Source organism: Pseudacidovorax sp. (assembly GCF_017991995.1).
Classification (GTDB): domain Bacteria; phylum Pseudomonadota; class Gammaproteobacteria; order Burkholderiales; family Burkholderiaceae_C; genus Xenophilus.
This window is the reverse complement of the sequence record NZ_JAGOPN010000017.1, coordinates 117,249-130,082: the sequence shown is the minus strand read 5'-3', so window position 1 is coordinate 130,082 and position 12,834 is coordinate 117,249. Positions and strand designations below refer to the sequence as shown.

At 67.3% G+C, this 12,834-nt stretch carries 10 protein-coding genes, 2 tRNA genes and 1 pseudogene; 4 read left to right on the top strand and 9 right to left on the bottom strand.

The genetic code is table 11. The annotated features are described in order from the left end of the window. Positions 1–9: 9 nt before the first annotated feature. The 7 genes from ispC to rpsB all read right to left on the bottom strand — a co-directional run bounded on the left by ispC (position 10) and on the right by rpsB (position 6,054). Positions 10–1,188: a 1-deoxy-D-xylulose-5-phosphate reductoisomerase gene (ispC, locus tag KBC94_RS21510; RefSeq protein WP_294374880.1), complete on the bottom strand. Its 1,179-nt coding sequence runs from the start codon at positions 1,186–1,188 to the stop codon at positions 10–12. Positions 1,189–1,207: 19 nt separating this feature from the next. After that, a complete protein-coding gene (locus KBC94_RS21505) occupies positions 1,208–2,056 on the bottom strand; it encodes a phosphatidate cytidylyltransferase (RefSeq protein WP_294374878.1) in 849 nt (282 codons plus the stop codon). Positions 2,057–2,068: 12 nt separating this feature from the next. Then, positions 2,069–2,809, bottom strand: coding sequence for a polyprenyl diphosphate synthase (uppS, locus tag KBC94_RS21500; protein ID WP_043112674.1), 741 nt, complete (start codon positions 2,807–2,809; stop codon positions 2,069–2,071). A 70-nt stretch (positions 2,810–2,879) separates the two neighbouring features. Then, on the bottom strand, positions 2,880–3,440 hold the full coding sequence (frr, locus tag KBC94_RS21495; RefSeq protein ID WP_294374872.1) for a ribosome recycling factor: 561 nt from the start codon (positions 3,438–3,440) through the stop codon (positions 2,880–2,882). Between the two features lie 15 nt (positions 3,441–3,455). After that, positions 3,456–4,178 (bottom strand): UMP kinase, encoded by a 723-nt coding sequence (gene pyrH, locus KBC94_RS21490; protein WP_043112667.1) that lies wholly within the window; start codon positions 4,176–4,178, stop codon positions 3,456–3,458. A 108-nt stretch (positions 4,179–4,286) separates the two neighbouring features. Next, positions 4,287–5,210 carry a translation elongation factor Ts gene (gene tsf / locus KBC94_RS21485; protein ID WP_294374870.1) on the bottom strand — a complete coding sequence of 308 codons (924 nt, stop codon included), beginning with the start codon at positions 5,208–5,210 and terminating at the stop codon, positions 4,287–4,289. An 82-nt stretch (positions 5,211–5,292) separates the two neighbouring features. Beyond that, positions 5,293–6,054, bottom strand: coding sequence for a 30S ribosomal protein S2 (rpsB, locus tag KBC94_RS21480; protein WP_234194139.1), 762 nt, complete (start codon positions 6,052–6,054; stop codon positions 5,293–5,295). Between the two features lie 401 nt (positions 6,055–6,455). On the opposite strand from rpsB, the gene KBC94_RS21475 reads away from it, so the two are divergent. Together KBC94_RS21475 and KBC94_RS21470 are read left to right on the top strand one after the other, a co-directional pair. After that, complete coding sequence (locus KBC94_RS21475) at positions 6,456–7,712, top strand: D-amino acid dehydrogenase (protein WP_294374862.1); 1,257 nt, start codon at positions 6,456–6,458, stop codon at positions 7,710–7,712. Between the two features lie 28 nt (positions 7,713–7,740). Continuing rightward, complete coding sequence (locus KBC94_RS21470; RefSeq protein ID WP_294374859.1) at positions 7,741–9,210, top strand: NAD(P)H-hydrate dehydratase; 1,470 nt, start codon at positions 7,741–7,743, stop codon at positions 9,208–9,210. 12 nt (positions 9,211–9,222) lie between these two features. Here KBC94_RS21470 and KBC94_RS21465 read toward each other — a convergent pair whose 3' ends face one another. Together KBC94_RS21465 and rnr are read right to left on the bottom strand one after the other, a co-directional pair. Next, complete coding sequence (locus KBC94_RS21465) at positions 9,223–10,002, bottom strand: SDR family oxidoreductase (protein WP_294374856.1); 780 nt, start codon at positions 10,000–10,002, stop codon at positions 9,223–9,225. A gap of 89 nt (positions 10,003–10,091) precedes the next feature. After that, a pseudogene (gene rnr, locus KBC94_RS21460) lies at positions 10,092–12,434 on the bottom strand (ribonuclease R); the annotation flags it as partial. Positions 12,435–12,450: 16 nt separating this feature from the next. Here rnr and KBC94_RS21455 point away from each other — a divergent pair. Continuing rightward, positions 12,451–12,535, top strand: a tRNA-Leu gene (locus KBC94_RS21455). Positions 12,536–12,740: 205 nt separating this feature from the next. Next, positions 12,741–12,825: transfer RNA gene (locus KBC94_RS21450), tRNA-Leu, on the top strand. Positions 12,826–12,834: the final 9 nt, after the last annotated feature.

The window sequence follows — 12,834 nt, the reverse complement described above, 5'->3', positions numbered from 1 at the left end:
GGGTTGCAGTCAGGATGCCATCCGGCCGACGGCAAGCTCGGCGGCACGCCGGGCCTGCGCATCCAGATCCAGCAGATCGGCCAGGGACTGCGCCTTCGAGGGCCGCACACGGTCCAAAGTTTCGACGTTGACGGCGTGGATCCTGTCGAAGCGCAGCCGCCCGTCCAGGAAGGCCGCCACCGCCACCTCGTTCGCCGCGTTGAGCACCGCCGGCGTGCCCGGCGCGGCCTCGAGTACCTGCCAGGCAAGCTTAAGCCCGGGGAAGCGCCGCTCGTCGGCCTCCTCGAAGGTCAGCGAAGCCAGCTGACGGAAGTCGAGCCGCTGCGAACCGCTCTCCACCCGTTCGGGCCAGGCCAGACCGCAGGCGATCGGCACGCGCATGTCGGGCGTCCCCAGTTGCGCGAGCACGGAGCCGTCGATGAACTCCACCATGGAGTGGATGACGCTCTGCGGATGGAGCGTCACCTCGATGCGCGACGGGGGCAGCCCGAACAGATGCCGGGCCTCGATCACCTCCAGCGCCTTGTTCATCATGGTGGCGGAATCCACCGAGATCTTGCGACCCATCACCCAGTTGGGATGCGCGCAGGCCTGGTCCGGCGTCACGTCTGAGAGAGTTGACGGGTCGCGCCCACGGAAGGGGCCGCCCGACGCGGTGAGGATCAGCCGCTCGACCCGCTGAGGCCAACTGGCCGGGTCTTCGGGCAGGCACTGGAAGATGGCCGAATGTTCGCTGTCGATCGGCAGCAGGGTCGCACCACCGCGGCGGACCGTCTCCATGAACAGCGCGCCACCCACCACCAGCGCCTCCTTGTTGGCCAGCAGCAACCGCTTGCCGGCCGCCGCGGCGGCAAGGCACGACGCCAGGCCGGCCGCGCCCACGATGGCTGCCATCACGGCATCGACGTCGGGATGCGCCGCCACCTCGTCCAGCGCCTGCGGGCCGCTCAGGACGCGGGTGGACAACTGGGCGGCCTCCAGGCGCGAGGCCAGATCGCGCGCCGCCAGCTCGTCAGCCATGACGGCGAAGCGGGGCCGGAAGCGCAGGCACTGTGCGGCCAGTTCGTCGACGCGGGTGGCGGCCGTCAGGGCGAAGACCTCGTAACGGTCCGGATGGCGGGCGATCACGTCCAGGGTGCTGGTGCCCACGGAGCCCGTCGCCCCGAGGATGGTCACGCGTTGTCTCACCGGAATCCCTTGAAGAAGATCAGGCCAGTGACGACAGCATCATCGCCAGTGGCAGTGTCGGGAGCAGCGCGTCGATGCGGTCGAGCACGCCACCGTGGCCCGGCAACAGTCCGCTGCTGTCCTTGGCGCCGGCGCTGCGCTTGATGAGCGACTCGACCAGGTCGCCCACCACGCTCATCGCGGCAAGGAACACAACGCCCAACAGCAGCAGCCACCAGCCGCGTGCAGCCAGGTGCGTGTACAGGCTGGGGACCACGGCAGCGGCCACCCGGTCCGCCCAGACCCAGCAAACTGCCAGCACGATCACGCCGACCACGCCGCCCCACACCCCTTCCCAGCTCTTGCCAGGGCTGATGGCTGGCGCCAGCTTGCGATGGGTGAAGCGAAGGCCGAAGGCGCGGCCCGCGAAGTACGCGAACACGTCGGCCACCCAGACCAGCACGAGAATCGACAGCAGGAAATTGATGCCGATGGTGCGCGCCTGCACCGCCGCGAGCCAGGCCGCCCACAGCGCCAGCAGCCCGCCAACGACACGGACGGCCTTTGGAACATGCGGCCAGCCCGGCACCGCCAGCTTCAGCAGTGCGGCGCCACCCAGCACCCACGCTGCACCGGCCACCGTCCACAGCAGAGGCAACGGCTTCGACAGCAGCCCCAGCCACCACGACAACGCGCACAGCAGCACCATCTCGCCACCCAGCAGCAAGGCGATGCCCTGGTGGTAACCGTTGAGACGGCCCCATTCCCAACCTGCTGCGGCCACCAGCACCAACATGACGCAGGCGAAAGGCTCGGGCGATGGGTAGAACAGCGCCGGCAGCAGAACGGCCAGCAGGACGAGGGCGGTGATGATGCGCTGCTTCAGCATGGAGACCGTCGCTCAGGCCACCTGGCTTTGCAGCGGCTGCGGTTGGTGACCCGCCACCAGCTGCTCGGAGGTTTTGCCGAAGCGACGCTCGCGGCCACGGAAGGCCTCGATCGCGAGATCGAGCGCGGCCTCGTCGAACTCCGGCCACAGGCAGTCTGTGAAGTACAGCTCGGAGTAGGCGCTCTGCCAGAGCAGAAAGTTGGAGAAGCGCTGTTCGCCACCGGTGCGGATCACAAGGTCCGGATCAGGGCTGTGCGCCAGCGCCATGGCCCGGCCGAGGCTTTCCTCGGTGATGGGATGACCATGCCGGGCCAACTGGGCCGCCGCCTGGGCGATGTCCCAACGGCCGCCATAGTTGAAGCAGATGTTCAGCACCAGACGCGTGTTCTGCGCAGTGTCCGCCTCGGCCTTGGACAGGCCCGACACGAGCCGGGCCGACAAGGCGGTGCGATCACCCACGAAATGCAGTTGCACCCCGTCCGCCGCCAACCGTGGCACCTCGCGCTGCAACACCAGCAGCAGCAGGTCCATCAGGCCGGAGACTTCGTCCTTGGGCCGGTTCCAGTTCTCCGAAGAGAACGCAAAGACAGTCAGCACCTCGATGCCGCGGTCGGAGCAGGCACGGACGCAGCGACGCAGCGATTCGACGCCTTGACGGTGGCCGGCCACCCGAGGAAGGAACCGGCGCGTCGCCCAGCGGCCGTTGCCGTCCATCACGATGGCGACATGGCGCGGCACACGTTGGGCAGTCATGGACGGGTCGGCTCCTGGCTCCGGCGTTCCGGAAAAGACACGGGGAATGGGCGACGCGACAGGGCGGGCCTCAGACGGCCAGGATGTCGGCTTCCTTGGCCGCCACCAGCTTGTCGATCTCCGCGATGTAGCGGTCGGTCATCTTCTGGATCTCGGCCTCGGCGCGCTTCTGGTCGTCTTCCGACGCCGCCTTGTCCTTGACCAGCTTCTTGACCGACTCATTGGCGTCGCGGCGAAGGTTGCGCGTGGCCACCTTGGCGTTCTCGCCCTCGTGGCGCGCCAACTTGGTCATCTCCTTGCGGCGCTCCTCGCTCATCGGCGGCATCGGCACGCGGATCAGCTCACCCATGCTGGCGGGATTGAGGCCCAGATCGCTTTCGCGGATGGCCTTCTCGATCTTGGCGCCCATGTTCTTTTCCCAGGGCTGGACGCTGATGGTGCGTGCGTCAAGTAGGGCCACATTGGCCACCTGCGACAGCGGCACCTGCGAGCCGTAGTACTCGACATGGATGCTGTCCAGCAAGGCCGGATTGGCGCGGCCCGTGCGGATCTTGGCGAGATGGCCCTGCAGCGCGGTCAGCGTCTGCTTCATCTTGGCTTCGGTCCCGCTGCGGATATCGGCAATGGTCATGATTTGTTCTCGTTGTCAGACATGCACCAAGGTGCCTTCGTCCTCACCCAGCACCACGCGCTTGAGGGCACCGGCCTTGAAGATGGAGAACACCTTGATGGGCAGTTTCTGATCGCGGCACAGCGCGAAGGCGGTCGCGTCCATGATGCCGAGGTTCTGGGAAATGGCCTCGTCGAAGGACAGCGATGAATAGCGCTGGGCCGACGGATCCTTCTTGGGATCGGCGCTGTACACGCCGTCGACCTTGGTGGCCTTGAGCACCAGCTCGGCGCCCACTTCAGCGCCGCGCAATGCAGCGGCGGTGTCCGTGGTGAAGAAGGGGTTGCCGGTGCCGGCGGCGAACACGACCACCTTGCCCTCTTCGAGGTACTGCAGCGCCTTGGGCCGCACGTACGGCTCCACCACCTGGTCGATGGCGATGGCCGACATGACGCGCGCGGTCAGGCCCTGCTTGTTCATGGCGTCGGCCAGGGCCAGCGAGTTCATGACCGTGGCCAGCATGCCCATGTAGTCGGCCGTCGCACGGTCCATGCCCACGGCACCGCCCGCGACGCCGCGGAAGATGTTGCCGCCGCCGATGACCACCGCCACCTCGACGCCCAGACGCACCACTTCAGCCACTTCCTCGACCATGCGCACGATGGTCGCCCGATTGATGCCGAAGGCGTCGTCGCCCATCAGCGCCTCACCCGACAGCTTGAGAAGAATACGCTTATGGGCGGGAGAGGCGTCTTGCATAGGCAATGGGAACAGAATGTTGAAGCGGGAGGGAGTGTACGTGGTGAGGCGCAAGAAAAAAGCGGTGGCACGCCCCGTTACAGGGCCCGCCACCGCTTGCGCGGGCAATCAGGCGCCGGCCTTGGCGGCAGCCACCTGTGCGGCGACTTCGGCCGCAAAGTCGTCGACCTTCTTCTCGATGCCTTCGCCGACGACGTACAGGGTGAAGCCCTTCACGGTCGTGGCCTTCTCCTTGAGCATCTGCTCGACAGTCTGCTTGTCGTTCTTGACGAAGGCCTGGTTGAACAGCGAGACCTCCTTGAGGTACTTCTGCACGCCGCCTTCGATGCGCTTGGCCACGATGTCGTCGGGCTGGGGCTTCTTGCCGGCAGCTTCAGCGGCCTTGCGGTCTTCCTCAGCCTTGCCGGCGGCCACGGCGCGTTCCTTCTCGATCAGCTCGGCGGGCACGTCGTTGGCCGACAGGGCGACCGGCTTCATGGCGGCCACGTGCATGGCCACATCCTTGGCGGCCGTGTCGTCACCTTCGTACTCGACAACCACGCCGATGCGGGTGCCGTGCAGGTAGGAAGCCAGCTTGGCGCCGTTGTCGAAGCGCTTGAAGCGGCGGATCGACATGTTCTCGCCGATCTTGCCGATCAGGCCCTTGCGCACGTCTTCCAGCGTGGGGCCGAAGCCGTCCTGGCTGTATTCCAGGGCGCCCAGGGCGGCCACGTCGGCCGGGTTGTGCTTGGCGACCAGTTGCGCCGCGGCCTGGGCCATGGCGATGAAGCTGTCGTTCTTGCTCACGAAGTCGGTTTCGCTGTTGACTTCGATCAGTGCGCCGACGGTACCTTCGATGCTGACGGCGACCACACCTTCCGCGGTGATGCGGGCGGCGGCCTTGCCGGCCTTGCTGCCCAGCTTGACGCGCAGCAGTTCTTCGGCCTTTTCCATGTTGCCTTCGGCCTCGGTCAGGGCCTTTTTGCACTCCATCATGGGGGCATCGGTCTTGGCGCGCAGCTCGGCGACCATGCTTGCAGTAATTGCTGCCATGTCTTAACTCCGTAGATCGTTTTCAGTAGCCAGAGGAACGAAAAAGGGGCCACGAAGCCCCTTCTCCGGACCGCCTTGGAAATCAGGCCGAGGCGGAAGCGTTGTCTTCGACTTCGACGTATTCGTCGCCTTCGCCTTCGGCGACGGCCTTGACCACGTCATTGACGGCATTGTTGCGGCCTTCGATGACAGCGTCGGCCATGCCACGTGCGTAGAGGGCGACGGCCTTGGAGGAGTCGTCGTTGCCGGGGATCACGTAGTCGATGCCTTCGGGCGAGTGGTTGGAGTCGACCACGCCGATCAGCGGGATGCCCAGCTTGCGGGCTTCGGACACGGCGATCTTGTGGAAGCCCACGTCGATCACGAAGATGGCGTCGGGCAGGGCGTTCATGTCCTGGATGCCGCCGATGTCCTTCTCGAGCTTCTCGATCTCGCGGGTGAAAGTCAGCTGTTCCTTCTTGGACATGCCTTCGAGGCCGGCTTCCTGCTGGGCCTTCATGTCCTTGAGGCGCTTGATGGAGGTCTTGACCGTCTTGAAGTTGGTCAGCATGCCGCCGAGCCAACGCGTCTCGACGAAAGGCATGCCGGCGCGGCGGGCTTCGTCGGAGACGATTTCACGGGCTTGGCGCTTGGTGCCGACAAACAGGATGGTGCCGCGATTGGCAGCCAGCTGCTTGGCGTACTTCTGCGCGTCCTGGAACATCGGCAACGACTTTTCCAGGTTGATGATGTGGATCTTGTTCCGGTGGCCGAAGATGAACGGCGCCATCTTGGGGTTCCAGAAACGGGTCTGGTGGCCGAAGTGGACGCCGGCTTCCAGCATCTCACGCATGGTGGTGGACATTGCAGTTCTCCAAAGGTTGGGTCTTGAATCCAGCCCGCATATCGCATCCGGCAGCAGGGCCGGGTGGCGAACACCTTGAATGGGCTGGTTCGCGGATGAATTCCGCCGGCGGACCAGACAGCCGTACCGCTGCGTTGGGCCCTGCCCGGCATGCAGAAAGACAGCCGGGACCGACGAAACCGTGGGAGTGTATCACGTGCCCTCCCCTCCTCGACGGCAGCGCCCCGCCACGTGGCCGCCCGGCCAGGCCTTGCCGATCGAGGCATGACGGCAGCTGACTCGCTTCTCCGCAGATCCGGTCAGGCCCGCGTCCGCCAACAGCCGGCAACAAACGTTGCCTGAACTATGCTCCGCGCATCGGCTGACCGCGCGCGGCGTGCCCTGCCCTCCTCTGCTCTCCAATGAAAATCGCCATCGTGGGCGCCGGGATCATCGGCGTCACCACTGCCTGGGAACTGGCCTGCGACGGCCACGACGTCGCCGTCTTCGAACGCCGCCAGGCGGCCGCCGAGGAATCGAGCTTCGCCAACGCCGGAGTCGTCGCCCCCGGCTACGTCACACCGTGGGCCGCGCCGGGCATGCGCATGAAGGTGCTGCGCTCGCTGCTGTCGGCCCATGGCGCCATCAAGCTGCGCTGGCCGCTGCACCGCCGCGACCTCGCTTTCATGCGCGCCTGGCAGAAGGCCTGCCGGCTCGAGACCTACCTGGCCAACCGCGGCCGCATGCAGCGCCTGGCCTTCTACAGCCGGCAGCGCCTGCACGGAATCGTGGAAAGCCGCGAGCTGGCCTATGAGCGCAGCGATGGCTACCTCGTCCTGCTGCGCGGCGCGCGCGAACAGAAGCTAATCCAGCCCGGCCTGGACGTCCTGCGCGAAGCCGGCGCCGCCTTCGAAGTGGTCGACGCCGATGCCGCCCGCCGGATCGAGCCCGGCCTGACCGAAGGCACGGCCCTGGCCGGTGCCATCCACCTGCCCCAGGACGAGGTCGGCAACTGCCGGCAGTTCGCGCTGCTACTCAAGCGCGAAGCCGAGGCCCTGGGCGCCGAGTTCCATTTCGGCTGCGACATCGCGCCGCTGTCGGCTGCGCATCCGCGTTCGCTCAGCCTGGCCTCCGGCTCCGAGTCGGTGGCATTCGATGCCATTGTCGTCTGCGCCGGCCTGGGCGCCGCCCCGCTTCTGGCGCCCCTCGGACTGCAGATCCCGCTTGCACCGGTGTACGGGCACTCGATCAGCGCACCGATACGCGAGCCCTTGAATGCACCGCGCAGCGCCGTGATGGACGAGCGCTTCAAGGTGGCCATCTCGCGGCAAGGCCAGCGGGTGCGCGTGGCGGGTGGCGCCGAACTCGGCGGCGAGCCCGGCCGCATCCATCCAGCGGCGCTGCCGACGCTTTTCAAAGTGCTGCAGGACTGGTTTCCGGGGGGCGTCAATCTGAGCGCAGGCATGCAGCAGTGGAAGGGCGCGCGCCCCATGCTGCCCGACGGACCGCCGATCATCGGCCCGAGCGGCGTTCCCGGCGTATGGCTGAACCTGGGCCATGGCTCCAGCGGCTGGGCGCTGTCATGCGGCAGCGCACGCGTGCTGGCCGATCTGGTGGCTCACCGCGAGCCCGAGGTGGACATCGACGGCCTGGGCATGGAGCGCCTGCTGCGGCGCTGACCCGCGCGGGTTCAGGCATGCTCGCGCCATGCACCGCCTGGACCTCACCCTGCCCCATCCGCTGCACGGCGTCGCCGCATCGCGGCACATCGAACGAGCCGCTGCCGCCCACCTTCCTGCGCACACGCTCATGCGGCGTGCCGGCGCGGCGACGGCACGCCTGGCCATGGCCCTGGCCCCGCACGCGCGCTGCATCTGGATCGCCTGCGGCCCCGGCGACAACGGCGGCGACGGCTTCGCGGCGGCGCTCGAACTGGTGCGGCGCGGTCGGCCGGTGACCGTCACCTTCGACGGGGATGCGCAGCGACTGCCCTCCGACGCGCGCGACGCCTTCGACCGTCTGTGCGCGGCCGGCATCCCCCTCGTCCCTGAGGCACCCGTGCACTTCGACCTGGCCATCGACGCGCTGCTCGGCCTCGGCGCCTCGCGAGCGCCGGGCGGCCGAATGCGCGATCACCTTCGCATCATGCAGACCAGCGGCGCGCCTGTGCTGGCGGTCGACCTGCCCAGCGGCCTGGACGCGGACACGGGACGGTCTGCGGCCGATCCGGGCATTGCAGGCCCGGGCCAACGCCACTGCCTGAGTCTGCTCACGCTCAAGCCCGGCCTGTTCACGGCGCAGGGCCGCGATGCGGCGGGCGTGGTGTGGTTCGACGACCTGGGGGCTGACCGAACCAGTGTCCCGCCGGATGCCCGACTGCCTGGGCGCCCGGCACGTGCCTCGCGCCCGCACGACAGCCACAAGGGCAGCTTCGGCGACGTCGCGGTCATCGGTGGCGCCCCGGGCATGACCGGCGCTGCGTGGCTCGCGGCCACCGCTGCGCTGCATGCGGGCGCAGGCCGTGTGTTCGTGGGGCTGCTGGACGACGAAGCGCCCTCGCCCGCGGCCGACGATGCGCTCATGCGCCGCAACCCTCGGTCACTGGCGCTTGACCGGATGACGGTGGTCTGCGGGTGCGGGGGCGGCGTGGCCGCGGACGCGCTCCTGCCCGAGGTGCTCGCCCACGCAAAGTCGCTGGTGCTCGATGCCGATGGCCTCAACGCCCTCGGGCGCCACCCGGATTGGCGCGAACTGCTGCAGAAACGAGCGCAGGCCCATCGGGCCACCGTGCTCACGCCGCATCCGCTCGAAGCCGCAAGGCTGCTGAAGACCGACACCCAGGCCGTGCAGGCGGATCGTCTGACCGCGGCAAGCCAGCTTGCGCACGCCTTGGGCTGCACCGTCGTGCTCAAGGGCTCCGGCTCGGTGATCGCGAGCCCCGATGACTGCCCCCGCATCAACCCCACGGGCAACGCACGGCTGGCCACCGGCGGCACTGGCGACGTGCTGGCGGGCATGGTGGGCGCGGCCCTGGCATCCGGCCTCGATCCGCAAAGCGCCGCGACCCAGGCCGTGTGGTGGCATGGAGCGGCCGCGGACAGCTGGCTCGCCGACCGTCCGTTCAGCGCGTCGCAACTGGCGCGCCATGCCGGCCTCGGACTGGCGCTGCCCGCCTGACGCGCATGCTCGTCAGCCGCGACCGACGAACGGCATCTTGGTGGCCATCACCGTATGGAAGAGCACATTGGCCTCGAGCGGCAGATTGGCCATGTAGAGCACCGACTGGCCCACGACGTTGACGTCCATCGTCGGCTCGATCGCGATCTCTCCATTGGCCTGCGGCACGCCGCGCTGGAACTTGGCAGCCATCTCGGTGAGTGCATTGCCCACATCGACCTGGCCCACCGCGATGTCGTACTTGCGGCCATCCAGCGCAGCTGTCTTGGTCAGGCCGGCCACTGCATGCTTGGTGGCCGTGTAGGCCATGGAGTTGGGCCGCGGCGTGTGGGCCGATATGGACCCGTTGTTGATGATGCGCCCGCCCCGCGGCGACTGGTCGCGCATGGCGCGGAAGGCGCGTTGCAGGCAATAGAACATGCCGTTGAGGTTGATGTCGACGACGCCCTTCCATTGCTCGGGCGTCCAGTCCTCGAAAGGACCGGGCGGGTTGCTCACGCCGGCATTGTTGAAGAGCAGGTCGACCCGGCCGTAACGCTGCAAGGTGGCGGCAAACAGCGCATCCACCGATTCGGGCTGGGTCACATCGGTCGGTACGGCGAAGACGCGCTCGCCCGCGCCAGACTCATCGGCCACGGCCTCCAGCGGCTCGGGACGGCGGCCTGCGAGCACGACGCTCCAGCCGTCGGCCAGCAGGGCCAGGGAGGCGGCGCGACCGATGCCGGAGCCGGCGCCAGTGACGATCGCGATGCGCGGCGCGCGGGCCGCAGGATTGGAACTCTTGTCGGTCATGGAAAGGAACCCGGCCACCGGCCGCATCGCCGGGACGATGCAGGAAGCCGATGGCCTTTCGGGTGGAGTCTCAGGGTGAAGGAAAAAGCTCAGGGACGCGGCGGACGGCGCTTCTTCTTGATCTTGCCAGCCGCCTTCTTGACGGCCGATTTCAGCGCCTGGATTGGCGACGCCGGCAGGTTGCCCTCGTGGCGCGACGAATTGGACGCCGCACGCTGGCGCGACTGCCGCTTTTCCGACGCCTTGACCGGCACGCCCTGCGCTGACACGCCCTTGTCGCGCATGGCGCGGGCCGTCAGGTCCTCGCCCTCGCGCACCAGGCGGAAGTCGATCTTGCGGCCGTCCAGGTCGACGCGGCTCACCTGCACCCGCACGCGGGTGCCGATGGAGTAGCGGATGCCGGTGCGCTCGCCGCGCAGTTCCTGCCGCGCCTCGTCGAACTTGAAGTACTCGCCGCCCAGCTCTGTGATGTGCACCAGGCCTTCGACATACATCGCGTCCAGCGTGACGAAGATGCCGAAGGTCGTGGCCGCGGTGACCACGCCGCCGAACTCCTCGCCCAGGTGCTCGCGCATGTACTTGCACTTGAGCCAGGCTTCGACGTCGCGGCTCGCCTCGTCGGCACGGCGCTCGTTGGCGCTGCAGTGCAGGCCGGCGGCCTGCCAGGCCTGCGTTTCCTTCGTCTGCGCCGCCGGCAGCTTGGCCGGCGCCTGCGTCGGCGCCTTCACGCGCGAGGCGAGCCGTTTGGCCAGCTTGGCATGGGCCTCGCCCGGCGTGGGCAGCACCGGCAACTGGTAGCGCGCGCCATCGAGGATCGCCTTGATCACGCGGTGCACCAGGAGGTCCGGATAGCGCCGGATCGGGCTGGTGAAGTGAGTGTAGGCGCCGTAGGCCAGACCGAAGTGGCCGCTGTTGATCGGCGTGTAGATCGCCTGCTGCATCGAGCGCAGCAGCATGGTGTGGATCTGCTGCGAATCCGGCCGCCCCTTGGTCGCCTCGGCGATGGCCTGGAACTCGGAGGGATGCGGCTCGTCGGTGATCGACATGCCCACGCCCATGGCCCGCAGGTAGTTGCGCAGGATCTCCTTCTTCTCGGGTGTCGGGCCTTCGTGCACACGGAACAGGCCGGGGTGCTTGCTCTGTGCGATGAAGTCGGCACTGCAGACGTTGGCGGCCAGCATGGCCTCTTCGATCAGCCGGTGGGCCTCGTTGCGCGTGCGCGGCACGATCTTCTCGATGCGTCCCGATTCGTCGCAGACGATCTGCGTCTCGGTGGTCTCGAAGTCCACGGCGCCGCGCTTGCTGCGCTGCGCCAGCAGGGCGCGGTACACGTCCGCCAGGTTCAGCAGGTCCTGCACGCGCTCCTTGCGGCGCGCCGCTTCGGGGCCGCGCGTATTGGCCAGGATCGCCGCCACCTCGGTGTAGGTGAATCGGGCGTGGCTGTGCATCACGGCCGGGTAGAACTGGTAGGCCTCGATCTCGCCTTCGGCCGTGATCACCATGTCGCACACCATGCACAGGCGGTCGACGTCCGGGTTGAGCGAGCACAGGCCGTTCGACAGCTTCTCCGGCAGCATCGGGATCACCCGCCGCGGGAAGTACACGCTGGTGGCGCGGTCGTAGGCGTCGATGTCGATGGGGGAGCCGGTCTTCACATAGGCGCTGACATCGGCAATGGCGACCAGCAGGCGCCAGCCGGTCTTCGCGGTCTTGCCACGGCCCATCTTCATGGGCTCGCAGTACACCGCGTCGTCGAAGTCGCGCGCGTCCTCGCCGTCGATGGTGCACAGGGGAATATCACGCAGGTCGATACGGTGGCGCCGGTCGGTGGGCCGCACCTTGTCGGGCAGCGCCTTGGCCTCGGCCAGGCACGCCTCGGAGAACACATGGGGCACGCCATACTTGCGCACCGCGATCTCGATCTCCATGCCGGGGTCGTCGATCTCGCCCAGCACCTCGGCCACGCGACCCACAGGCTGACCGAACAGGGCAGGCGGCTCGGTGAGCTGCACCACGACCACCTGGCCCGTCTTGGCGGTGCCGGTGGCGCCCTTGGGGATCAGCACATCCTGGCCGTAGCGCTTGTCCTCAGGCGCTACCAGCCAGACGCCTCCTTCGTTCAGCAGCCGCCCGATGATCGGCTGCGCAGGGCGTTCCACGATCTCGACCACCCGCCCTTCCGGGCGGCCCCGCCGGTCGGTGCGCACGATGCGCGCCTTGACCCGGTCCTTGTGGAGCACCGCCCGCATCTCGTTCGGTGGCAGATACACATCGGCTTCCCCGTCGTCGCGCTGAACGAAACCATGGCCATCACGGTGACCTTGCACCGTTCCTTCGAACTCTTCCAACAAGGGGTTGGCAACTGCGGGATTTTTGATATGATCTCCTTCTTTCCTGAAACGCACACAAATTTTTGACGTTAACCCCTCTAGGGTACGACAGAAATTGGCCCAGGTGGCGGAATTGGTAGACGCACTAGTTTCAGGTACTAGCGAGTAACATCGTGGAGGTTCGAGTCCTCTCCTGGGCACCAACACAAAGCCGCCGGCAACCCCGGCGGCTTTCTTATTTATGAGAGCCATTGCTGCTCCGCAGACGTCCAGCCTCCCCGCGCGACACCAGTCGGAATGGATCAGCAAAGATTTTTTGGCAGTCAGTTGCACAACACATCTGATCGCTGATATGATCACAGGCTTTCCTGAAACGGATATGTTCTTCGCGAAAGCGATGAATATTGAGCCCAGGTGGCGGAATTGGTAGACGCACTAGTTTCAGGTACTAGCGAGTAACATCGTGGAGGTTCGAGTCCTCTCCTGGGCACCAAGACACAGC

What these genes read in the sequence shown, in the direction of transcription:
- rpsB (WP_234194139.1), bottom strand. Translation starts at nt 6,054, where the DNA reads ATGTCCACCACCATGCGTGAGATGCTGGAAGCCGGCGTCCACTTCGGC.
- KBC94_RS21465 (WP_294374856.1), bottom strand. Translation starts at nt 10,002, where the DNA reads ATGACCGACAAGAGTTCCAATCCTGCGGCCCGCGCGCCGCGCATCGCG.
- KBC94_RS21470 (WP_294374859.1), top strand. Translation starts at nt 7,741, where the DNA reads ATGCACCGCCTGGACCTCACCCTGCCCCATCCGCTGCACGGCGTCGCC.
- tsf (WP_294374870.1), bottom strand. Translation starts at nt 5,210, where the DNA reads ATGGCAGCAATTACTGCAAGCATGGTCGCCGAGCTGCGCGCCAAGACC.
- frr (WP_294374872.1), bottom strand. Translation starts at nt 3,440, where the DNA reads ATGACCATTGCCGATATCCGCAGCGGGACCGAAGCCAAGATGAAGCAG.
- KBC94_RS21505 (WP_294374878.1), bottom strand. Translation starts at nt 2,056, where the DNA reads ATGCTGAAGCAGCGCATCATCACCGCCCTCGTCCTGCTGGCCGTTCTG.
- pyrH (WP_043112667.1), bottom strand. Translation starts at nt 4,178, where the DNA reads ATGCAAGACGCCTCTCCCGCCCATAAGCGTATTCTTCTCAAGCTGTCG.
- uppS (WP_043112674.1), bottom strand. Translation starts at nt 2,809, where the DNA reads ATGACTGCCCAACGTGTGCCGCGCCATGTCGCCATCGTGATGGACGGC.
- KBC94_RS21475 (WP_294374862.1), top strand. Translation starts at nt 6,456, where the DNA reads ATGAAAATCGCCATCGTGGGCGCCGGGATCATCGGCGTCACCACTGCC.